The 21,049-nt window shown below is 70.3% G+C and carries 18 protein-coding genes; 4 read left to right on the forward strand and 14 right to left on the reverse strand.

Annotation, left to right across the window (positions count from 1 at the left end):
* Window positions 1-62 precede the first annotated feature (62 nt).
* Together K8556_RS22965 and K8556_RS22970 are read left to right on the forward strand one after the other, a co-directional pair.
* Window positions 63-458 (forward strand): MaoC/PaaZ C-terminal domain-containing protein, encoded by a 396-nt coding sequence (locus K8556_RS22965; RefSeq protein ID WP_223742217.1) that lies wholly within the window; start codon window positions 63-65, stop codon window positions 456-458.
* 2 nt (window positions 459-460) lie between these two features.
* Complete coding sequence (locus K8556_RS22970; RefSeq protein WP_223742218.1) at window positions 461-943, forward strand: MaoC family dehydratase N-terminal domain-containing protein; 483 nt, start codon at window positions 461-463, stop codon at window positions 941-943.
* A gap of 18 nt (window positions 944-961) precedes the next feature.
* Here K8556_RS22970 and K8556_RS22975 read toward each other — a convergent pair whose 3' ends face one another.
* The 8 genes from K8556_RS22975 to K8556_RS23010 all read right to left on the reverse strand — a co-directional run bounded on the left by K8556_RS22975 (window position 962) and on the right by K8556_RS23010 (window position 10,983).
* Complete coding sequence (locus K8556_RS22975) at window positions 962-1,738, reverse strand: tetratricopeptide repeat protein (protein ID WP_223742219.1); 777 nt, start codon at window positions 1,736-1,738, stop codon at window positions 962-964.
* Between the two features lie 3 nt (window positions 1,739-1,741).
* Complete coding sequence (gene dnaK / locus K8556_RS22980) at window positions 1,742-3,589, reverse strand: molecular chaperone DnaK (RefSeq protein ID WP_223742220.1); 1,848 nt, start codon at window positions 3,587-3,589, stop codon at window positions 1,742-1,744.
* An 18-nt stretch (window positions 3,590-3,607) separates the two neighbouring features.
* Complete coding sequence (locus K8556_RS22985; protein ID WP_223742221.1) at window positions 3,608-4,918, reverse strand: tetratricopeptide repeat protein; 1,311 nt, start codon at window positions 4,916-4,918, stop codon at window positions 3,608-3,610.
* 91 nt (window positions 4,919-5,009) lie between these two features.
* Window positions 5,010-6,236, reverse strand: coding sequence for an aspartate aminotransferase family protein (locus K8556_RS22990; protein WP_223742222.1), 1,227 nt, complete (start codon window positions 6,234-6,236; stop codon window positions 5,010-5,012).
* A 58-nt stretch (window positions 6,237-6,294) separates the two neighbouring features.
* Complete coding sequence (gene hslU, locus K8556_RS22995) at window positions 6,295-7,692, reverse strand: ATP-dependent protease ATPase subunit HslU (RefSeq protein WP_223742223.1); 1,398 nt, start codon at window positions 7,690-7,692, stop codon at window positions 6,295-6,297.
* Window positions 7,693-7,704: 12 nt separating this feature from the next.
* Window positions 7,705-8,232 (reverse strand): ATP-dependent protease subunit HslV, encoded by a 528-nt coding sequence (hslV, locus tag K8556_RS23000; RefSeq protein WP_014397838.1) that lies wholly within the window; start codon window positions 8,230-8,232, stop codon window positions 7,705-7,707.
* A gap of 79 nt (window positions 8,233-8,311) precedes the next feature.
* Complete coding sequence (locus K8556_RS23005) at window positions 8,312-8,701, reverse strand: DUF1801 domain-containing protein (RefSeq protein ID WP_223742224.1); 390 nt, start codon at window positions 8,699-8,701, stop codon at window positions 8,312-8,314.
* A gap of 14 nt (window positions 8,702-8,715) precedes the next feature.
* Window positions 8,716-10,983: a kinesin gene (locus K8556_RS23010; RefSeq protein ID WP_223742225.1), complete on the reverse strand. Its 2,268-nt coding sequence runs from the start codon at window positions 10,981-10,983 to the stop codon at window positions 8,716-8,718.
* Window positions 10,984-11,164: 181 nt separating this feature from the next.
* Between K8556_RS23010 and K8556_RS23015 the strand changes: the two genes are divergently transcribed.
* The gene (locus K8556_RS23015) at window positions 11,165-12,679 is read left to right on the forward strand and encodes a HEAT repeat domain-containing protein (protein ID WP_223742226.1); all 1,515 of its coding nucleotides are present in this window, start codon (window positions 11,165-11,167) and stop codon (window positions 12,677-12,679) included.
* Between the two features lie 47 nt (window positions 12,680-12,726).
* On the opposite strand, the gene K8556_RS23020 is transcribed toward K8556_RS23015, so the two are convergent.
* Both K8556_RS23020 and trmFO read right to left on the reverse strand, forming a co-directional pair.
* Complete coding sequence (locus tag K8556_RS23020; protein ID WP_223742227.1) at window positions 12,727-14,346, reverse strand: gliding motility protein; 1,620 nt, start codon at window positions 14,344-14,346, stop codon at window positions 12,727-12,729.
* Window positions 14,343-15,707, reverse strand: a complete 1,365-nt coding sequence (gene trmFO, locus K8556_RS23025; protein ID WP_223742228.1) for a methylenetetrahydrofolate--tRNA-(uracil(54)-C(5))-methyltransferase (FADH(2)-oxidizing) TrmFO — start codon at window positions 15,705-15,707, stop codon at window positions 14,343-14,345. Before trmFO ends, K8556_RS23020 begins: the two co-directional genes overlap by 4 nt.
* Window positions 15,708-15,935: 228 nt before the next feature.
* Between trmFO and K8556_RS23030 the strand changes: the two genes are divergently transcribed.
* The gene (locus tag K8556_RS23030; protein WP_223742229.1) at window positions 15,936-16,328 is read left to right on the forward strand and encodes a TraR/DksA C4-type zinc finger protein; all 393 of its coding nucleotides are present in this window, start codon (window positions 15,936-15,938) and stop codon (window positions 16,326-16,328) included.
* A gap of 61 nt (window positions 16,329-16,389) precedes the next feature.
* Here the strand turns inward: K8556_RS23030 and K8556_RS23035 are convergent, their stop codons facing one another.
* From K8556_RS23035 to topA, 4 genes are all read right to left on the reverse strand, one after another.
* A complete protein-coding gene (locus K8556_RS23035) occupies window positions 16,390-16,980 on the reverse strand; it encodes a biopolymer transporter ExbD (RefSeq protein WP_223742230.1) in 591 nt (196 codons plus the stop codon).
* 2 nt (window positions 16,981-16,982) lie between these two features.
* The gene (locus tag K8556_RS23040) at window positions 16,983-17,507 is read right to left on the reverse strand and encodes a biopolymer transporter ExbD (protein WP_223742231.1); all 525 of its coding nucleotides are present in this window, start codon (window positions 17,505-17,507) and stop codon (window positions 16,983-16,985) included.
* A 28-nt stretch (window positions 17,508-17,535) separates the two neighbouring features.
* Complete coding sequence (locus tag K8556_RS23045; RefSeq protein WP_370639957.1) at window positions 17,536-18,279, reverse strand: MotA/TolQ/ExbB proton channel family protein; 744 nt, start codon at window positions 18,277-18,279, stop codon at window positions 17,536-17,538.
* 175 nt (window positions 18,280-18,454) lie between these two features.
* The gene (gene topA / locus K8556_RS23050) at window positions 18,455-21,049 is read right to left on the reverse strand and encodes a type I DNA topoisomerase (RefSeq protein ID WP_223742233.1); all 2,595 of its coding nucleotides are present in this window, start codon (window positions 21,047-21,049) and stop codon (window positions 18,455-18,457) included.

Consider the following 21,049-nt stretch of genomic DNA (forward strand, 5'->3'; position numbering starts at 1 on the left):
CGCCCCTTCTTCATTTCCGTCAGGCGTCCGGGGACGGAGGATGCGGTAGGCTCCCGCGCCTCATGGCACGCACGTTCCAGGTGGGAGACACCTTCACGCACGTCCGCCAGTGCGACCGGCTGCGGCCGGTGTATTACGCGGGCGCTTCCGGGGACTACAACCCCATCCACATCGACCCGGAGGTGGGCCGGCAGGCCGGCTTCAACGGCGTCATCCTCCAGGGGCTCTGCACGCTGGGCTGGGCGGTGGAGGCCGTGGCAGTCTTCGTGGGAGACCCGGGCCTGGTGCGCCGGGTGAAGGTGCGCTTCTCCCGGCCGGTGCTGCCGGAGGACACCGTCACCTTCCAGGGCCGCGTCACCGCCATCGCGGAGGGCCGGCTCACCACGGAAGTCTCCGCCACCAACCAGCGCGGCGAGCCCGTCCTCCGGGGCGCCGTCGTCGAAACCTCGCTCGGATAGCCATGGCCCTGGACCCCAAGTTCGTCGGCCGTGCGTACGGCCCCTTCACCTATGAGATTGGCCGGGAGAAGCTGCGCGAGTTCTCCCTCATCCTCGGCGGCTCCGTGCCCTCCGCGGGCACCTTCGGCGAGCCCCCCGCGCACGTCAGCCCCCTGCTCTACTCCCAGGAGGCGGCCCAGGCGGGCCCGTACGGCGACGTCATCGCCTTCCCCAGCTTCGCGGTGGTGTTCGCCATCCGCCCCTTCAGCGCCGCCATCGCGGATCCGGAGCTGGGCGTGGACCGCGTGCGGCTGGTGCACGGTGAGCAGGAGCTGGAGTTCCTGGGCGTGATGCGCCCCGGGGACGTGCTCACCACCACGGGCCACATCTCCGAGCTGTACCGCAAGGCCGGGATGGACTTCCTCGTCGTCACCACGGAGACGCACAACGCGAAGGGCGAGCCCGTGGTGCGCGGCGTGTGGACGGCCGTCATCCGCCCCGCGTGACGAAGCGGCCGCGCGCGGCTACTCGCCGGGGGCGATGATGCCCTCGTCGAGCAACTGCGCGAGGATGCGCGCGGTGTCCAGGCGCGACATGCCGGACAGCGCGAAGAGGTCATCGAAGCTCACCGCGCCGTCAATCTGCGCCAGCACGAAGCCCGCGCGGTGGTCCAGGTTGAGCCAGATGATGTCATCCGGCTGCAGCCGCACGCGCGGCATGCGGTGCAGGTCTCCCAGCCGCGCCTCCAGCATGGACACCAGGATGCGCTCGCTGCGGTCGCGCAGCGCCTCCACGCGCGGGTTCTCCGGCGCCAGGGACTGGGCCCGGCGCAGCAGCTCCACCGCGCCGGAGTGGTCATCCAGCGCCAGCAGGTCCTCCGCGCCCCGCAGCAGGCTCTCCACCTCCGAGCCCTCCGGCAGCCCGCCCACCGGCGCGAAGGTGTCCGGCAGCCCGAACTCCTGCGTGCGGTGCGCCTCCGCGATGAGGTCCAGCGCGTCGCCGCGCATGCCCGTGCCCTCGGGCAGGCTCACGGACTCACGCAAGGGGGCCACCACCGGGCCGGGCTCGGAGGGGCCGGCCCAGGCGCCCCAGTCCGCCTCCTGATCCGGGCCCGTCAGGTTCCACCCGGTGTCCCCGCCGTGCTCCGCCAGGCCGTCCCGCCCCAGCAGCCGGCGCGCGCGCGCGTTGGCCGGGTCCAGCTCCAGGGCCCGGGCGAACAGCTTCTCCGCGCCCGCCAGGTCGCCGCTCAGCCGCAGCAGCAACCCGGCTTCGACCAGCGCCTTGGCCCGGAGCGCGTTCATCGGCTACCTCCCCGGCGTCCCGCGCGAGCCCGCCGAGCGCAGCAGCGGCAGGCTCTGGGACAGGGCCTCGCAGGCCCGGGTGAGCACGCCCACGTCGTCCGCGCCGCGCGCCTGCCGCGCGGAGTCCAGGGCGGCCTCCGCGCGGGCGACGACGTCCGGCGACAGGCCTCCCGCCCCGGGCATGAGCCGCACGCGGGAGAGCGCGTCCACCAGGTCGCGCGCCAGGATGTCCAGCTCCACGCGCTTGGACTTCAGCTCCTCCGTGTTGCGCGCCGCCACCAGCCAGTCGCGCTGCTCGTCCATGATGCGGCGCAGCTCGTCCTCCGTCAGGCCGCTGGACGCGGTGACGGTGATGGACTGGCGCAGGCCCGTGTCACGGTCGCGCGCGGACACGGACACGATGCCCTCCGCGTTGATGTCGAACGTCACCTCAATCTCCACCTGCCCGCGCGGCGCCTCGCGCAGGCCGGTGAGGAGGAACTCGCCCAGCAGCTCGTTGTGGTGCGCGAGCTCGTGCTCGCCCTGGAGCACCATGATCTTCACCGTGCGCTGGAAGTCCTTGGAGGTGGCGAACACCTCCGTGGCGGACGTGGGCACGGTGGTGTTGCGCGGAATCAGCCGCCGCACGTAGCCGCCCGCGATGGCCACGCCCATGCTCTGCGGCGTGACGTCCAGGAGCAGCAGCTCGCTCTCGTGGCCCACCAGCGCGTGCGCCTGGATGGCGGCGCCCAGGGCGACCACCTCCTCCGCGTGCACGCCCTTGCAGGGCTCGCGGCGGAAGTACTGGCGCACCTGCTCCACGATGCGGGGCATGCGCGACATGCCCCCCACCAGGATGACCTCCTTCAGGTCCGAGGGGCGCACCTTCGCCTCGCCCAGCACCTCCGAGGTGATGCCCACCAGGCGCTCGCCCAGGTCCGCCGTGAGCTCCTCCAGCTTCTCGCGGGTGAGCGTGGACTGCAGGTGCAGCGCGGCGCCTCCGCCCGGCGGCGTGCAGATGAAGGGCAGGTGCACCTGCGTCTCCTTCACCGAGGACAGCTCCACCTTCGCCTTCTCCGCGGCGTCCTTCAGCCGCTGCAGCGCCATGCGGTCCTTGCGCAGGTCGATGCCGTGCTCCTTGGCGAAGCCGAACACCATCCACTCGATGATGCGGTGGTCCCAGTCCTCGCCGCCGAGGAAGGTGTCACCGCCGGTGGCCACCACGTCGAAGATGCCGTTGTTGATCTCCAGCACCGACACGTCGAAGGTGCCGCCGCCCAGGTCCAGCACGGCGATCTTCCCGTTCACCGTGCGGCCGAAGCCGTAGGCCAGTGCCGCCGCGGTGGGCTCGTTGATGATGCGCAGGACGTCCAGCCCCGCGATGCGGCCCGCGTCCTTGGTGGCCTGGCGCTGCCCGTCGTTGAAGTAGGCCGGCACGGTGATGACGGCCTGGGTGACGGGCCGGCCGAAGTGCGCCTCCGCGTCCGCCTTCAGCTCCGCCAGGATCATGGCGCTGACCTCCGGCACGGCGAGGTCGCGGCCCGCCAGCCGGATGCGCACGTCGTCGTGCGCGCCGCACACCACCTGGTACGTGAGCGCGCGCAGCGCGTCCTGCACCGGGTGCGAGGAGAACTTGCGGCCGATGAGGCGCTTGGCCGCGGACACCGTCTCCTGGGGGTTGGTGATGGCCTGCCGCTTGGCGATGCCGCCCACCAGCCGCTTGCCGTTCTTCGACACCGCCACCACGGACGGCGTGAGGGGCTGGCCGGTGCGGTTCTTGATGATGATGGGCTGACCGTCCTGCACCGTGGCGACGAGGCTGTTCGTCGTCCCCAGGTCGATGCCAATCAGCGGTTCGGGCTCAGCAGCCATGGGGACGCATGCACCTCATCACGTGAACGTCCAGCGCAGCTTCTTGAGGCCGGCGCGAGCGTCGGCGTTGTCGGGGTCCAGGCGCAAGACATCCTCGAAGTGGTGCTTGGCCTGCTTCTTCTGCCCCGCCACCAGGAGCAACTGGGCCAGCAGGAGCTGGTAGTCCGCGCGCCCCGGCTTCAGCTCCACCGCGCGCTGCGCGAGCTTCAGCACCTCCTGCGGGTCCTGCGCCAGCTCCCGCCCCACGCGCGCCGCCTGGAAGGCCGCCTCCGGGTTGTCCGCGTTGAGCGACACGGCCAGCTTGTACGCGGCCTGCGCGCCCGCGAAGTCGCCGCGCATCTCCAGCTCCTGGCCCCGCTCCACCTCCGCCTGCGCGCGCGTCAGGTCGTGCTTGCGGCGCGCCTCCACCAGCAGTTGGGCGACCTCGCGGTTCTTCGGGTCCAGGCCCAGCACGTGGTTGAAGTCCTGGTAGGCCCGCTCGAAGTCCCCCCGCGCGGTGGCCGCCCTGCCCCGGGCGATGAGCTCCGTGAGCTTGTGGCTGCGCGCCATGTACGGGTGGCGCGCGAAGCGGGCCTGGCGCTCGGCGCGGCGGGCCTCCGACTCCGCGTCCTCCGGGGGCGGGGCGGCGGCGGGCGGCACCGTGGCGAACGACCCCGAGGGAGGCCGTGCACCCGGGGCGGCGGAGGGCGACACCGCCGCGAAGCCGCCGCTGGACACCGTGCGCGCGACCGGAGGCGGCGTGGAGGGGCGCGCGGCGGGAGGCGGCGTCGCGGGGGCGCGCGGCGGCTCCTGGCGGCTGAGGGCGTTGTGGGCGTCCGTGAGGCGCTTGAAGATGCGCTCCAGCCGGGCGCGGAAGCTGCCCAGGTTCTTGCCGAAGTAGCGGTCCGGGTGGAAGCGGCGGGAGGCGTTGTAATACGCCTGCTTCACCTCCTGGGGACTGGCGCCCCGGGCCACGCCCAGCACCGCGTGGTGGTCCATCCCGTCCAGCGAGCGCTCCATCTCGATGATGTCGCGCTTCTGCTCGGGCTCCAGGTCCACCTCCTCCGCCATGGCGGCGTCCACCGCCGGGGCGGCGGGCGCGGCGCGCTGCACCACCCGGGCGGGCACGATGGCGCCCTTGGCGCGCAGGGCCAGCAGCACGGCGATGGTGCGCGCCTCGCCCAGCGAGGAGCGGGACAGCACGGCGTCGATGCGTTCGACGCGGCCCACCAGCGCCAGCACGGAGCCCTCCTCGGGGCTGAGCTGGAGACGGGCCGGGTCCAGGTGGGGCACCGTGGCGATGTGGTCGGTCCTGCCCCCCAGGCCGACGATGGGGTTGGGCGCGCTCAAGGTGTCAGTTCCGCAGGCTGGCGAATCCCCAAGTGTAGGTGTCCGGGAAGCAGGGCGTCAAACCTCCCGGAACCGTGAAACCGCTCCCCTTCTACAGCGTGGAGAGGACACGCTGGAGGATGCCCAGCGCTTCGTCCAGTTCGTTCCGGGTGATGATGAGGGGCGGGGCGAAGCGGAGCGTGACTTCCCCGGCGGAGTTCACCAGAAGACCGGCTTCTCGCAGCTTCGCGATGACGGGGGCGACCTCCCGGTCCAGCTCCACGCCCAGCAGCAGCCCCTGCCCGCGCACCGCCTGGATGCGGCCTTGCGGCAGCGCGGCCTGGAGCGCGCGCGCGCCGGCGAGGAAGTGCTCCCCCTTGGCCTGCACGTCGGCCAGGAAGCCGGGCTCGCGCATCAGCCGCAGCACCACGTTGCCCGCGGCGGCGGACACCAGGTTGCCGCCGAAGGTGGAGCCGTGGGTGCCCGCGGAGAGGCTGCCCGCCAGCTCCTCGCGGCAGAGCATGGCGCCCATGGGCAGCCCGTTGCCCAGCGCCTTGGCGATGCTGATGGCGTCCGGCCGGATGCCGTGGTGCATGAAGCCGAAGGGCTGGCCGGTGCGGCCCATGCCCGTCTGGACCTCGTCCACGAGCAGCAGCAGGCCCTGCTCGTCGCAGAGGGCGCGCAGGCCCTGGAAGAAGCCCGGGGGCGCCATGCGCACGCCGCCCTCGCCCTGGATGGGCTCCACCAGGATGGCGGCGGTGGACGGCCCCACGGCGCGGCGCACCGCCTCCAGGTCGCCGAACGGCAGGTGCCGGAAGCCCTGGGGCAGCGGCTCGAAGCCGGCGTGGTACTTCGGCTGGCCGGTGGCGGTGACGGTGGCCAGCGTGCGGCCGTGGAAGCTCTTCTCGAAGGTTAGGATCTCGAAGCGCTCCGGCTGCCCCCGGTCCTTCATCACCTTGCGCGTCAGCTTGATGAGGGCCTCGTTGGCCTCCGCGCCGGAGTTGCAGAAGAACGCGCGCGGCAGGCCCGCCCAGTCGGTGAGCTGCGCGGCCAGGTCGATCTGCGGCTGCGAGTAGAAGACGTTGGACACGTGCCACAGCGTGTCCAGTTGCGCCTTGGCCGCCGCGACCACCTCCGGGTGGCAATGGCCCAGCGCGCAGACCGCGATGCCGCCGATGCAGTCCAGGTACGCCTTGCCGTCCGCGTCCCATACCCGCGTGCCCTGCCCGCGGACCAGGGCGATGGGTTGCTGCTTGTAGTTCTGCAGCAGGTGCTGCTTCGCCTTCTGGATGAGCGGCTCGTTACCAGGGGCGGATGCGGGGGACGGCGGCGCTTGCAAGGGGGTGTACCTCTCTCTTCCTGATGACGCGGTGTGACGACGCGCGGACCCTAGCGCGCTAGAGGATGTAGCGCGACAGGTCCTCGTCCTGGACGATGGCGGCCAGGCGCTCGCGCACGTAGCCAGCGTCCACCTGGAAGTCGCGCGGGCCCATTTCGCTGGCGGTGAACGACACCTCGTCCAGCAGGCGCTCCAGCACGGTGTGCAGCCGCCGGGCGCCGATGTTCTGCGTGCGCTCGTTGGCCTGCTGGGCGATGCGGGCGACCTCCGCCACCGCGTCGTCCGTGAAGGACAGGCGCACGCCCTCGGTGGCGAGCAGCGCGGTGTACTGGCGCATGAGCGAGTTCTTGGGCTCGCGCAGGATGCGCACCAGGTCCTCGCCGGACAGCGGCTCCAGCTCCACGCGGATGGGGAAGCGGCCCTGGAGCTCCGGGATGAGGTCCGCCGGCTTGGAGACGTGGAAGGCGCCCGCGGCGATGAAGAGCATGTGGTCCGTCTTCACCTGGCCGTACTTGGTGTTGACGGCGGACCCCTCCACGATGGGCAGGATGTCGCGCTGCACGCCCTCGCGCGACACGTCCGGGCCCCCGCCGCCCTTGCCGCCCTCGCGGCTGGCGATCTTGTCGATCTCGTCGATGAAGACGATGCCGCTGGACTCGGCGCGCGCCACGGCCTCGCGCTGGACGCGGTCCGGATCCACCAGCTTCTGCGCCTCCTCCGCGCGCAGCACCTGGAGCGCCTCCGGCACGCGCAGCTTGCGCTTCCGGGTGTTCTTCATGCCCGGCATGTTCTTGAACAGGTCCTGGAGGTTGACGCCGATCTCCTCCATGCCCTGGCCGCTGAAGTTGCGCATGAACGTGGGGGAGCTCTCGCTGGTCTCCACCTCCACGGTCTGATCATCCAGCGTGCCGGCGCGCAACTGGGCGCGCAGCTTCTCCCGCTCGCTGTCGCCCAGCGGCGTGGGCGCGGGGGTGGGCGGCGGCGCGAAGCCGAACGGCGGAGAGGACGTCGTGCGCGCCTGCCCGCCGTTCTTGATGAGCTCCATCAGCCGGTCCTCGGCCAGCTCCTCCGCGCGCGGCTTGACCTTCTCCGTCTCCTCCTCGCGGACCAGCGCGATGGCGGCCTCCACCAGGTCGCGGATCATCGACTCGACGTCGCGGCCCACGTAGCCCACTTCCGTGAACTTGCTGGCCTCCACCTTGACGAAGGGGGCCTGGGACAGCTTCGCCAGGCGGCGGGCGATCTCCGTCTTCCCCACGCCGGTGGGGCCGATCATGATGATGTTCTTCGGGTAGATCTCATCCCGCAGGTCGTCCGGCACCTGCTGGCGGCGCCACCGGTTGCGCAGCGCGATGGCGACGGCGCGCTTGGCGTCGTTCTGCCCGACGATGTAGCGGTCCAGCTCGCTGACGACCTCGCGAGGCGTGAAGGCGGACAACTTGCGCGATTCGGCCACGGGGCGGTCCTCTCAGAGCTCTTCGTAGGAGACGTTGGCGTTGGTGTAGACGCAGATGTCCGCGGCGATGGCCATGGCCTGCGTGCAGATGTCGCGGGCGGACAGGTTGGAGTGCGCCTGGAGGGCGCGCGCGGCGGCCAGGGCGTAGTGGCCCCCGCTGCCCACGGCGGCGATGCCGTGGTCCGGTTCAATCACGTCGCCCGCGCCGGACAGGATGAAGGTCTTCTCCTTGTCCGCGACGATGAGCAGCGCCTCCAGGCGGCGGAGGAAGCGGTCGGTGCGCCAGTCCTTGCCCAGCTCCACGCAGGCGCGGGCCAGGTTCTTCTGGTGCTCCTTGAGCTTGGCCTCGAAGCGCTCGAAGAGCGTGAAGGCGTCCGCGGTGCTGCCCGCGAAGCCGGCGAGCACCTGGCCCTCGCCGAGCTTGCGCACCTTGCGCGCGGTGTTCTTCATGATGGTCTTGTCGAGGCTGACCTGGCCGTCGCCCGCGATGACGACCTTCCCGTCGCGGCGAACACAGAGGATGGTGGTGCCGTGGAACATGAGAGGGGGTTTAACAAGACCGCCCCGCCGGGACCCACAAAAACCGCCCGGCTGTCCGCTCCCTCACCCTGGGGGGCGCTCAGGTCGCGGTCGCCTTCATCCAGCGGCCCACGAGCTTGATCAGGGCCGCCTTCCTCGCCTTCACCGTCTTCGCGTCCGGCAGCGTCACGACGCCCCGGTCCTTCGCCAGCCACTCCACCAGTCCGGAGTCGTCCTCGAAGGCGAAGCCCTTCACGTCCTTCACCTTCGCGCCCCGGTGGAGGATGACCTGGAAGATGCCCTTGGGGGCCAGGCGGAACGTCACGCGGTCATCCCCCGAGTGCACGAAGCTGGGGGCCTTCCACTTGATGCGCTCGGTGATGCTGTCGTCCGAGTCCAGGATGGCCGTGCGCACGGCTTGGATCTCCGCCTTCAGCGGATGCTCCAGCTCCGCCATGAACTGGTCGACTTCGCCGTTGCGCCTGGCCATTCCCGTCCCCCTTCCTACTTCGCGGGCGCCGGAGCGGGCGCGGCCCCCGAGGGCGCGGGCGCGCCCGGCAACTCCGACGGCACCAGCTTGGGCAACAGCACGCGGCAGGCGTCCTCGGACAGCCAGTGGTACGTGCACAGCCACTCGGTGACGGGCACGCGCACCTGCCAGCCCAGCACGAAGAGGATGAGCAGCGTGAGCCCCAGGCGGGCGCCGAACGACATGCGCTCCGCCTCGTCGTCGCCCTGCGTGTGGCGCAGCGCCCCGCGCACCAGGTCGGCGTGGTCCACGCGCGCGTTGCCCGGCAGCCGGGGCCGGCGGGTGATGAGCGTCGCCACGCCGCGCGTGAGCATCAGCCGGTCGTTGAGCGCCCAGCCGGAGCCCTCCAGCAGCAGCGCCAGGTTGCGCCGCCGAAGCTTCAACCACCCCAGCAGCCCCGCGGGCGCCATCACCACGATGGCCAGGATGGTCGCCGCGGTGATGACGTCCACCAGCGTGAGCGACTTCACCTGCGTGAGGATGAACGCCAGCGACGAGCCCAGCGCCGCGAACGCGATGCCGCCCGCCGCGAGCACGCCCGCGATGCCGCCCCCCGCCGGAGCCGCCGCGGGCGCAGCGCCCGCCGGGGCCGGTGCCGCCGGGGGCGGAGGCGCGGTCACCGTCTGCTTGTAGCCGGACTCCAGCGACGCATCGAAGTCCTTCTCACCGGAGGCGGCCAGCCCCTCCACCTTGCTGGTGATGAACGCGCCGATGCGCATGAACGGCATGGTCATCGACTCCCAGAGCGACACGGGCTGGCGGATGACCTGCGTGACGATGGCGTCGCTCTCCTTGCCGTCCACGTCGTAGAACACGCCGCGCTTGCCCACGACGAGCTCCGTGCTGCGGCCGGCGGTGACGGGCACCGCCACCTCGTAGGCTTCCGCCGCGTCGCGGGGCAGCACCTTCACGTAGAGGATGCAGGTGGTCCCCTGCCCCGTCAGCGCCGCGTGCGCCGCGCGGTCCGTCACCAGCACGGACAGCGTGTACTTGCGCCCCGCCATGATGAGCGAGCCCCGCTCCATCAGCGCCCGCCGCTTGGGCAGGTACAGGTTGGGCATGCTGATGAAGTTGTTGGCGAACTGCAGCAGCCAGCGCTGGTACAGCACCAGCCGCTCCAGCTCCGCGATGACGTCCAGCGTGGGCTTGAGCGACAGGTCCTCGCGGCTCACCGCCTCCAGCGCGTCCAGCTCCTCGTCCGACACGGCGCCCAGCGTGTCCGCCACCGCGTGCAGCGGGCTTGCGTCCCGCTTCGCCTGCCAGCCGAGGATGGCTTCCGCCTTCGCGGACAGCTCGCGCCAGGCCGTGTCCGTCAGCTTCACGCCGTCGCCCAGCAGCGGCGTCGCCACCTCCTGGTGGAAGGCCTCCAGCTTCTCGTAGCCGGCGCCGCGGTACAGCCGCGCCCACACCAGCACGCCGCTCGGGTCCGGCGGCGCGATGGGCAGCTCGTTCGCGGCCTTCCCCATGGCGCCCAGGTCCCCCAGCGCGCCCTCCACCCGGTCCGCGCGCAGGCGCAGGCTGGCGGCGGCCTCCGGCTGCGCGGCCACCAGCCGGCACTGCACGAAGTAGCCGTCCAGGAGCGGCGCCACGTCGTGCACGCGCTTCGCCTGCTCCAGGCTCGCCGCGCCCCAGGTGAACACGCCGTCCCTGCCGCCCAGGTGCGCGAGCAGGGCCGCGCGCTCCTCGCGGAAGCGCTTCACCAGGCCCACGTCCACGCCCGTCAGGCCCGCGCGGTTCGTCACCTGCGGGAAGGCCGCGATGATGGACTGCGCCAGGGGCCGCAGCCGCTCCGGCAGCGACGCCGGGGCGATGATGCCGTCGCCGTTCTTGCCCGCGTCGCGCAGCGCCTTGTCACTGGTGCGAAGCTGCTCCAGCGACAGCTTCGTGGTGTCCGGCGCGTTGAGCGTGCGCAGCACCAGCTCCGCCGCGCCCCTGAGGTTGGAGGCCGTCTCGGAGAGCGCCGACAGCTCCAGCACGTCGCTGCCCGCGTCCGCGCCCTTGCGGTCCTGCAGCCGCGCCGCCGTCCAGTCCACCGCCGCGCGCAGCTCCTCCACGCGGATGCGGCGGTTGCCGTCCGCGTCCATCAGCGTGAGGAAGCGCGGATCACACGCGATGCCCTCCATGGGGCACGCGAGCGCCATCCACTGGGTCGCGGGGATCCTCACCGCCTCGGTGAGGGTGTTGAAGTCAGGGATGTCGACCTGGAGCGAGCCGCCATAGCGGCGATAGACGAGCTGTGCCATTCGGCGCGAGAAGACAGCACACCCCGTGCGGGTGTGCACGCCTCAACATCAGGTCGCGCCCGGGAAGAAAGGTCCGGGTGGACTCTGGATTGCCCGGGGCGGATGCCTTCACTAGATTCAGGGGGCACATCCCGCGCGTTCGCGGTCGGTCTCGCCAGCCGGTCCCAACTCGGCGTTTGAATTGTCCCTGCAGCCCCGGCTGGTGTGGTCCTCGCGCGAGCGCATCGCCGCGCAGTTGGTTGCCCTCCTGAGGGAAGCGCCCCGGGAGTCCGTCGACTTGAGGTTTCGCGGCCTCTCGTTGCTCGACATCTTCGGGAGCGGTGAGCAGCTCCCCCTCCTCCGGAAGTGGATCTTCGACCCGCTCGAGCCCTATCGCATCCGTGTCAACGCGCTGCGAGTGGCGACAAGGTTCGGCCTGACGCTCTCCGGACACGAGTTCGTCCAGCTCAGCGGAAGGCCCGGCCAGGGGGAGGCGTTGGCCCCGGACCTGCTCGTGCTTTTCGACTACGCGAGGCTCGAGTCCTTCGATGACGTCATGAAGGAGGCATTGCTCCGCCTGACGCCCCTGGAGCGGAGCCGTCACCTCCGTGACCCGTGTCATGTCCCGCAGCCTCCGGAGCTGGACGCGTGGCTCTTCGAGCAGTGGTACCAGTGCGACCGCCACCTGCTGGTGGCGCAGGATGAGGGCCTCTCCGAGGGCGAGGAGTGCAACGTCACCGTGGCGTTCGTCCAGCGTGCGCGCCCGGCCGCCTGGCGGCTGCTGCGTGAATGGAGCGAGCGGCTGAGCGAAGCTCGGATGGAGCGCCTGCTGGTGCGCCTGAAGGGCCGCCACCACGAGGACGTGGTACGGCTCGCGAACGCCTCCAAGGCCTTCCATGATTTTGCCGCGAGGCGACTCCTGCTCCCCCTCGATGCGCTTCTGGCGCATTGGGGAGAGGAGGAACTGCTACGCCGTCTGGACCGTGTCGTGCAGGCAGCGAATGTCGCGTGCACCGTGCCGCATCAACTCGTGGCGCGCCCCACGTTCTTCGCGCGGGCCGTGGAGTTGCTGGGGGAGTGGGAGGTTGCCCGGCGGCGCGTGTTGTACCGGCGCCTCTGTGACTTCGACATGGCTGCGGACGTTCGGTTCGATCTGTACAAACAGCTTCGAGAGAAGGATCCGGCCGCCGCCGCGCGTTGGGGGCTCGTCGCGTGGCGATACCCAGACAATGCGGATCTTCTCCGTCAAATCCTCATGAACGTCGTGGCCCGCGCTCCAGTGGCCGAGGACCGTCCCGTGCTCCTGGCGGCGCTCCGCGAGTCGGAGGAGAGGATGCAGTTTCTGGCGGTGTCCGCGTTGCTCTCGCTGGGCGAAAGCGGGCCGGGATGGGTGGATCGACTCCATTCCCTGTCGCACTCGGAGAACCCCAGCGTCCGCGGCCTCGCGCTCGCAGGGCTCGTTCAGCAAGGCCACCGGGAAGGGTTGGAGTCACAGCACGGAGTCGGGAGGAGTGACGCGGTCGACGCGCTCTCCCGGCGAGGAACGGATGAAGACCTCTCCCTCTTGCTGGAGATGCGCCTGGAAGGAAAGGCCTCCCAGGCCGTAGACAACCACCTCAGGCACCATCTGGCCCGCCACGAAGGCAAGCCGGTGACGGACTGGCCTCCGCGCAACACCTCCGATGGTTGGTGTGAGGTGTGTCTGATGTACGAATAGGCGGGAGGAGGGCCGGTGCGCCCTCCCCCCTTCACCAGGGCCACCCGCTACTGCGCGGTGGCGACGGCGCTGTACACGCCGGGGTTCTGCCCCTGGCCGATGATGTAGACGGCCCGCGCGTCATCCTTGCCCGCGAAGTACACGGGCACCTGCACGCCCTGGTCGAGCGTCTTCCGCGCCCCCGACTTCACGTCGTAGACCGCCACGTCGTACGTGTCCGAGTCCATGCGCGCGTACGTCGCGAGCACGCGGGCGCCGTCCTCGGAGATCTTGTAGCTGAAGATGCCCTGCAGCCACGTCTTCGCCTCGGCCTGCTTCGCGTTCAGGTCCACGGCCTTGAAGTCGCACGCGCGGCCGTTGCGGATGCAGTTGGTGCGGAACACCACCGCGCTGTTGTTCGGCGCGAAGCCGTAGCCGAACACGCCCGGCTGCACCTTCTCCGCCTTCTCCTCCCCCAGCGCGTACAGCATCAGGTCCACGGAGAACACCGGCTTCAGGAAGCGCGACAGGAACGCCACGTAGCGGCTGTCCGAGCCCCACACGAAGTTGGGCACCCGGTCCCCCACCCGCTTGGGCGCGCCGTCCGGCAGCGACGCCACGGCGAGCCCGCCCGCGCGCGACGGCTGGTCGTACTTCTCCAGGAAGCCCACCGCCTTGGAGTCCGGCGCGAACGCCAGCTCCTCCACGGCCTCGCCCAGCTTGCGCCCCGCGCCGCCGGACGCCGGGCCCACGTACAGGTCGCCCAGTTGCTCCGGCTTGCCGTTCTCCGTGCGCGCCAGCCACTGGCCATCCGGCGAGAAGCCGAACGTCTTCGTGCCCGTGGCCAGCTTCGCGCCCTTCAGCGCCGGCAGGGCCGCGAGGTACAGGTCATACATGCCTCGCACGGCCTCGCTGCGCACCTGGTAGGCCACGTGCTTGCCGTCGGAGGACACCTGGTAGTCGCCCACCTGATCCGCCAGCTTGCGCGGTGCCTCCGTGGCGCCCACCGTCACCGCCGCCAGCCCGCCCGCGGCGGACAGCCGGCGCTTGAAGAGCAGCGTCTTGCCGTCCGGGGTGAACTGCGCGGTGCTCACCTCGCCCGCCACGTCCTGGAACGGCCCCTGCGGCAGCTTGCCCAGCTTCAGCGTGCCCGCGTCCACGAAGGCCACGTTCACCCCGTCCGGAGACGGCAGCAGGTAGCTCACCGCCGTGCCCAGCTTCACCGGCTCCGCGCCCGCGTCCGTGAGCGACAGCACGTTCAGCTCGCCGGACTGCGAGGCCGGGTTGTAGCCCGTGACGTACAAGAGGTGCTTCGAGTCCTGGGAGAACAGCAGGCTGCCCGGCACGTTCGTCACGCCGTCGCCCAGCGCGCGCGCCTTCCCGCCCGCCGTCGGCACGACGTGCAGCGAGCCCACCAGCATCTGCGGCGGGATGCCGTCCAGCCGGGGCTTCTGCCCGTTGAGCAGGAACGTGGCGAACTGCCCGTCCGGCGACAGGCGCAGGTCCGCCGCCCGTCCCGCCGCGAGCAACTGCCCCTGACCGCCCACCACCGTGGTGCCCTTCGCCGCGCTGCGGACCGTGTCCCCCTGCGCGGCGCTGCGCTGCGAGGGCGCGGCGTTGTCCTCGCCCTTCTTGCACCCCGACACCGCCAGCAGGGCCACCAGGCCCACCATCCCGGTTCGCTTCATGCGCTCGTCTGTCCTTCCGTCTGGGCGACAACGCCCGCGAGTGGCAGCCAGGCCGCCAGGTCCTGCTTCGCCCGCGCCGAGTAGGCCGCGCGCTTGTCCGCCTTCTTCATCCGCCCGGACAGCGGCGGGAACAGGCCGTAGATGACGTTGGTGGGCTGGTGCGGGTGGTCCGGCGGGTGCGCTTCCCCGGTGAGGTGCCGGTACAGCGACCCCAGCGCCGTCGTGGCCGGGGGCGGCACGAACGCCGTGCCCGTCAGCCGCGCGTGCACCGCCAGCGCCACCAGGTAGCCGCACGCCGCGCTCTCCACGTAGCCCTCCACGCCCGTCACCTGTCCCGCGAAGAACACCCGCCGCTCCGTCTTCAACGACAGGTCCTCCGCCAGCAGGCGGGGCGAGTCGATGAACGTGTTGCGGTGGATCTGCCCCATCCGCAGGAACTCCGCATTCTGGAGGCCCGGGATGCACGTGCTGAAGATGCGCTTCTGTTCACCCCAGGTCAGACGCGTCTGGAAGCCCACCATGTTCCACGCCGTACCCGCCCGGTCCTCCATGCGCAACTGCACCACCGCGTACGGATCCGTCCCCGTCCGGGGGTCCTTCAGCCCCACGGGCTTCATGGGCCCGTAGGCCAGCGTGTCGTCGCCGCGCTCGGCCATCACCTCGATGGGCAGACACCCTTCGAAGTATTTCGGTTCCTCGAAGCTGTGCGGCACCACCTTCTGGCCCGCCTTCACCTCGTGGACGAAGCGGTAGTACTCGTCCTTCGTCATGGGCAGGTTGAGGTAGTCGTCCCCGCCGCCCTTGCCGTAGCGGCTCTGGCGGAAGGCGATGTCCATGTCGATGGAGTCACCGGACAGGATGGGCGCGATGGAGTCGTAGAAGTAGAGCTTCGTGCCCACATGGCGCTCCAGGTCCGCCGTGAGCGCCTCCGACGTCAGCGGCCCCGTGGCCACCACCACCACGCCGTCCTCCGGCAGCCGCTCCACCTCACCGCCCACCAGCTCCACGCCCGCGCCGGAGACGAGCCGGGTGGTGATTTCGCGCGAGAAGCCCTCGCGCTCCACCGCCAGCGCGTCGCCCGCGGGCACGCGGTGCAGGTCCGCGCTGGAGAGCACCAGCGACCCCAGCGCGCGCAGCTCCGCGTGCAAGAGGCCAATGGCGCTCTCCGGGTTGTCCGAGCGCAGCGAGTTGCTGCACACCAGCTCCGCGAGCGTGTCCGACTTGTGCGCCGGAGAGCGCTTGTGCGGCTTCATCTCCCGCAGCACCACCGGCACGCCGCGCCGCGCCAGTTGATACGCGCACTCCGTCCCCGCCAGGCCCCCACCAATCACCGTCACCCGCTGCTGCTTCACGTCCGACATGCGTGCCTCCGGGCCCCCGCACCGGGGCCCCAAAGGGCCCTGTTAGCAGAGAGGCCACGCCCTTTCACGTCCGCCCGCCTGCCCTGCGTCCCGCCATTCGTGCGGAATGGGAGGTGAGGTTTCCCCACCTCGGATCCAACCCTAGGTTTCTCGCGGTCTTCGCTCGGGACGGGAAGCGTCCGGGCGAGCGCCCTTCAACCGCGAATCTGGGATGGGAGTGACGCAGCCATGAGCCGAGCCGACGACTTGTTGAAGATCCGGGGCCTGTTGCAGGAGCGCCGCAGGACGACCGAGACCGCCCAGGCGGGCGCACGCCGCGAGCTGGCCGCCCTGAAGGATCAGGAGCGTGATCCCGAGTACGAGGAGCAGGCGCAGGCGGAGCTGGCGGACTACACGCTCAGCACGCTGATTGAAGCGCAGCGCCGGGAGATCATGCTCATCGACGCCGCGCTGAGCCGCATGGACAACGACGTGTTCGGTGAGTGCGTGGACTGCGGCAACGAGATCTCCCTGGACCGGCTGGAGGCCATGCCCTTCGCAATCCGCTGTGAAGAGGACGCCGCCGTGCACGAGCAGGAGACGCGAGAGGCCGCGCGCCACGTGGGCAGCCTGTCCCTCTAGCGAGGCCGTCCAGCCCTCCCCCGTGCGTCCATCCCGCGCGGGGGAGTCGTGTGTCCGGCGGCTACTCCGCGTCGCGCTGGAGCACGATGAAGCGGTAGTTCTGCAGCTCGTTCTCGCCCGCCGTGTAGAGCACGTCGAGCAGCAGATCATACGGGACCATCTTGTCCGCGATGACCGACAGCTCGTGCGTGAAGGGCGCCGCCGGGTTGCGCGCGGCGATCAGCTTGAGCTTCTCCACTTCCTTCTTCAGCCGCTGATCCAACCCCAGCACCAGGCGCCCCTGCCGCGGGTCCCCCGAGCGCTGCTCCTTCGGGATGACGCCGTTCTCCAGCCGCACCACCTCTTTGTCCCCCACCAGGATGAAGCGGGGGGTGATGGTGACGGCCACCGTGTCCTTGGGCGTGGCGCGCGTGGAGGACACCGGCGGCCGGACGTCCTCGGACGCGGTGATGGCCGCGGAGGACGACGCGAAGGACTTCAGGAGGAACACCAGGATGATGGTCATCATGTCCATCATCGCGGTGATGTTGAGCTCCTTCACCTCGCTGGCGGCCTCGCGCTCCTTGCGCTTCTTGCGCGCGAGCGCCCGGCGGTAGCGCATGCGCGCGAGCTGGTCGGCTTCCTCGGCGGACAGGGGCGCGGGTTCGGACATGGCTAGAGGGCGCCCAGGGTGACGTCGGGGAAGAGCAGCTTGCGCTCGGCGGCGGTGCCCGTCGTCTCACGCAGGGCGTCCATCGTCTGGATCAGCGACTCGTAGGGGACGTTCCCCTCCGCCGCGACGATGACCTTCGTCTCCGTGGGGAAGGCGGCCTTGAGCTTCACCATCTGGGCGTTGAGCGCGGCGAAGTCCTGCGTGCCGTCCGCGCGCAGGGGCAGCGTGGGCGCGCCCCCTTGCGTGACGGGGATGACCTCGCTGTTGCCCCGGACGGTGAGCCCCTTCTGGGAGATGAGCACGGACAGGTTCAGCTTGGGCGCGTCCGCGTCACCGCCCGCCCCCGCGGTGGCGCCGTAGCTGGGCGCGTTCACGTTGAGCGCGCCGAAGGCGGTGAGGCCGGTGATCGACAGCAGCATGAAGATGATGAGGTTCATGAGGATGTCGAGGTACGGGACGATGTTCAGCTCGCCCGCCTCCTCCTCTTCCCTCGGCTTCAGCTTTCGGCGCGAGTAGTGGAACGCCATGGCGTGTCCGTGGCCCGTGCAGCGCGGTTCAAGACGCGGCGCGGACGTCGGAGTCCGCGGGGACGACTTCCAGCGAGCCCCGGCGCGACAGGAGGTTCTCCAGCTTCAGCGCGTTGAGCTCCACCAGCTCCACCATGTTCTTGGCGTAGTTGCTGAAGAACAGGTGCGACACGATGCACAGCACCGCGATGGAGAGGCCGAAGCCCGTGTTGTACATGGCCTCCGAGATGCCGTTGGAGAGCAGCGCCTGCTTCTGCTCCGCCGGCACGTTGCCCAGCGCGCGGAAGGTGCCGATGAGGCCCACGATGGTGCCGACCAGGCCCACCAGCGTCGCGATGTTCGCGAGCGACCACAGCCACTGCACCCGGCGCGACACGTGCGGCGTGTACTCCGCCAGCGCCTCCTCCACCGCCTTGGCCACCTCCAGCTCCCCCCGGTTCGCGTTGATGAGCCCCGCGCGGATGACGCGGGCCAGGGGCGAGCGCGGCGCCATGCCGCAGAACTTCACCGCGCGGTCCAGGTTGCCGCTGCGGACCATCTTGTGGACCTGCTCGATGAACGCCGTCGCGTTGAGGCGGTAGCGGTAGAGCAGCGTCACCGCGCGCTCGCCAATCACCGCCAGCGACGCCGCCAGCCAGAACAGGTTCACGAACATGAACGGGCCGCCGGCCTTGAACGCGCCGACGATGAAGTCCCCCAGGCCTCCCGAAGAGGCATGGCCCGCCGCGGCGGGAGCGGCCTCGGCCACCACCACACGCAGCAACTCGTTCATGGAGGGAATCATCGCGGACCGCGTCCTTTCGCTGCCCCCGCGCGCACCCCTGCCGCGAAACGGGCAGGGGGCATGCGGGTGGGCCGGGAGCAATCCGGACTTCTAGGACTTCGCCCGCGAGGGTGTCAAGCCAGGGGGCGGAGCCTACCCCCCTGGAATGACTGGGCTTTTGCGCTCAGGCTTCCACGCTGGGCGTGGGAGCGGGCGCGGCCTCCGCGGAAGCCCCCGGAATGGCGGGCTCCACCACCTCGCGGCGGTAGTCGCACTCCTTGTTGGGGCAGGCGATGTAGGCGCCGTCCCGCTTGGAGAACTTCTGCAGCAGGTAGGGCGACGCGCACCGGGGGCACTGCTCCGCCAGCGGCCGGTCCCACGCGGCGAACTTGCACTCCGGATACCGGTTGCAGCCGAAGAAGATCTTCCCGCGGCCGCTGCGGCGCTCGGTGAGGTAGCCCACCTTGCACTCCGGGCAGTTGACGCCGATGGAGATGGGCTTGGACGTCTTGCAGTCCGGGTAGCCCGAGCACGCCATGAAGCGCCCGAACCGGCCGCGCTTGATGACCATGGGCTTGCCGCACTTCTCGCACTTCTCGTCCGTGGTCTCCTCCTCCACGATGACGATCTTGCCCTCGGCGTCCCGCTTGAAGTCCTTGGTGTTCTTGCAGTCGGGGTAGTTCGAGCAGGCGAGGAAGTGGCCCATCTTCCCGAACTTGATGACGAACGGGTTGCCGCACTTCTCGCAGGCGATGTCGGTCTTGATCTCCTCGCGCTTGACGTCGCGCATCTCCGCTTCGGCCTTCTCCAGGGTCTCCTTGAAGGGGCCGTAGAAGTCGTGCAGCACCGTCTTCCAGGACGCGCCGCCGTCGGAGATCTGGTCCAGCTTCTCCTCCATGCTGGCCGTGAACGACACGTCCAGCTCATGGGGGAAGTGCTTCACCAGCAGCTCGTTGGTCATCTGCCCCAGGTCGGTGGGACGGAAGCGGCTCTCCAGCTTCTCCACGTACTTCTTGTCCTGGATGTTGGAGAGGATGGCCGCGTACGTGGACGGACGCCCGATGCCGCGCTCCTCCAGCTCCTTCACCAGCGTGGCCTCGCTGAAGCGCGGGGGCGGCTGGGTGAAGTGCTGCTCGTTGAGCAGCTTGTCCAGCGTGAGGACCTCGCCCTCGTTGAGCGGGGGCAGCTCGCCCACCACGTCCTCGGCGCCCTCCTCACCGGCGGCCTTGGCCTTCTCCGCCGCGGCCTCTTCCTCCGGCGTGAGGCCGGCGCCGTAGACGCCCAGGTAGCCGGGGAACTTCAGCGTGCTGCCGGACGCGCGGAAGGTGGCGCGGCCCGCGGTGATGTCCGCGGCCGTCTGATCGTAGACGGCGGGCTTCATCTGGCACGCGACGAAGCGGTTCCAGATGAGCTCGTAGAGCCGGAACATGTCCAGTTCGTCCATGGCCTCGAAGAAGGCCTTCACGCGCTCGGGCGGGTACTCCAGGGACGTGGGGCGGATGGCCTCGTGCGCGTCCTGGGCGCTCTTGCGGCTCTTGTAGACCATGGGCTCGGGCGGCAGGTAGTCCGCGCCGTACTTCTGCCCGATGAACTCGCGCACCTGCGTCACGGCGTCGTCGGACAGACGCGTGGAGTCCGTACGCATGTACGTGATGAGCGCCGTCTGGCCCTCCTCGCCCAGCGGCACGCCTTCGTACAGCTTCTGCGCCAGCGTCATCGTCTTCTTGGCGGTGAAGTGCAGCCGGTTCGCCGCCTCCTGCTGGAGCTTGGAGGTGATGAAGGGCGCGGGCGCGTTGCGGCGGCGCTCCTTGCGGTCCACCTTCGTCACGGTGAAGGGGGCGTCCTTCAGCTCCGCGACGAGCCCGTCCGTGGTGGCGCGGTCCTTGAGCTCCACCTTCTTGCCGTCCACGCGGGACAGCTTCGCCTTGAAGGGCGGCGGCCCCTGCGGGCCCTGCACCAGCGCGTCCAGCGTCCAGTACTCCTCGGGCTGGAAGGCCTTGATCTCCGCCTCGCGCTCCACAATCAGGCGCACCGCCACGGACTGCACGCGGCCGGCGGACAGGCCCCGGCGGATCTTCTTCCAGAGCAGCGGCGAGATTTGATAGCCGACGAGCCGGTCGAGGATGCGGCGCGTCTGCTGCGAGTCGTAGTTGTCCTGGTTGAGCTCCCGCGGCTGCGCGATGGCGTCCTGCACGGCGCGCTTGGTGATCTCGTTGAAGGTCACCCGCAGGGAGTCCGGGTGGCCCAGCTCCTCCTTGATGTGCCAGGCGATGGCCTCGCCCTCGCGGTCGGGGTCCGTCGCCAGGAAGACGCGGTCCACCGTCTTGGCCATCTTCTTCAGCTCGTTGAGGACCTTCTCCTTGCCCTTGATGACCGTGTACTCGGGCTTGAAGTCGTCCTCCACGTCGACGCCAATCTTGCTCTTGGGCAGGTCCTTCACGTGGCCCACGGAGGCCTTCACCGTGTAGCCGGAGCCCAGGTACTTCTTGATGGTCTTCGCCTTGGCGGGCGACTCCACGACCACCAGGTAGTGCGGGCCCTTGCCACGGCGCTCGGGCACCTCTTCTTCGGCGTCCGCGTCCGCGTCCACGGTGGGGAGCTCGTCGGCGTCCGCGCCACGGCGGCGGGCCGCCGTCTTCTTCTTGGCGGTGACCTTCTTGGCCGCCGTCTTCTTCTTGGCCGCCTTCTTGGCCGCCGGCTTCTTCGCAGCCGCCTTCTTGGGCGTCTCCTCCGCCGCCGCCTCCGTCTGCGCCGCCTGTGTCTTCTTCCGCGTGGCCAT

This window comes from Corallococcus sp. AS-1-12 (assembly GCF_020036995.1).
Lineage (GTDB): Bacteria > Myxococcota > Myxococcia > Myxococcales > Myxococcaceae > Corallococcus.

What these genes read in the sequence shown, in the direction of transcription:
- K8556_RS22965 (WP_223742217.1), top strand. Translation starts at nt 63, where the DNA reads ATGGCACGCACGTTCCAGGTGGGAGACACCTTCACGCACGTCCGCCAG.
- K8556_RS22970 (WP_223742218.1), top strand. Translation starts at nt 461, where the DNA reads ATGGCCCTGGACCCCAAGTTCGTCGGCCGTGCGTACGGCCCCTTCACC.
- K8556_RS22975 (WP_223742219.1), bottom strand. Translation starts at nt 1,738, where the DNA reads ATGAACGCGCTCCGGGCCAAGGCGCTGGTCGAAGCCGGGTTGCTGCTG.
- dnaK (WP_223742220.1), bottom strand. Translation starts at nt 3,589, where the DNA reads ATGGCTGCTGAGCCCGAACCGCTGATTGGCATCGACCTGGGGACGACG.
- hslV (WP_014397838.1), bottom strand. Translation starts at nt 8,232, where the DNA reads ATGTTCCACGGCACCACCATCCTCTGTGTTCGCCGCGACGGGAAGGTC.
- K8556_RS23005 (WP_223742224.1), bottom strand. Translation starts at nt 8,701, where the DNA reads ATGGCCAGGCGCAACGGCGAAGTCGACCAGTTCATGGCGGAGCTGGAG.
- K8556_RS23010 (WP_223742225.1), bottom strand. Translation starts at nt 10,983, where the DNA reads ATGGCACAGCTCGTCTATCGCCGCTATGGCGGCTCGCTCCAGGTCGAC.
- K8556_RS23020 (WP_223742227.1), bottom strand. Translation starts at nt 14,346, where the DNA reads ATGAAGCGAACCGGGATGGTGGGCCTGGTGGCCCTGCTGGCGGTGTCG.
- trmFO (WP_223742228.1), bottom strand. Translation starts at nt 15,707, where the DNA reads ATGTCGGACGTGAAGCAGCAGCGGGTGACGGTGATTGGTGGGGGCCTG.
- K8556_RS23030 (WP_223742229.1), top strand. Translation starts at nt 15,936, where the DNA reads ATGAGCCGAGCCGACGACTTGTTGAAGATCCGGGGCCTGTTGCAGGAG.
- K8556_RS23035 (WP_223742230.1), bottom strand. Translation starts at nt 16,980, where the DNA reads ATGTCCGAACCCGCGCCCCTGTCCGCCGAGGAAGCCGACCAGCTCGCG.
- K8556_RS23040 (WP_223742231.1), bottom strand. Translation starts at nt 17,507, where the DNA reads ATGGCGTTCCACTACTCGCGCCGAAAGCTGAAGCCGAGGGAAGAGGAG.
- K8556_RS23045 (WP_370639957.1), bottom strand. Translation starts at nt 18,279, where the DNA reads ATGAACGAGTTGCTGCGTGTGGTGGTGGCCGAGGCCGCTCCCGCCGCG.
- topA (WP_223742233.1), bottom strand. Translation starts at nt 21,049, where the DNA reads ATGGCCACGCGGAAGAAGACACAGGCGGCGCAGACGGAGGCGGCGGCG.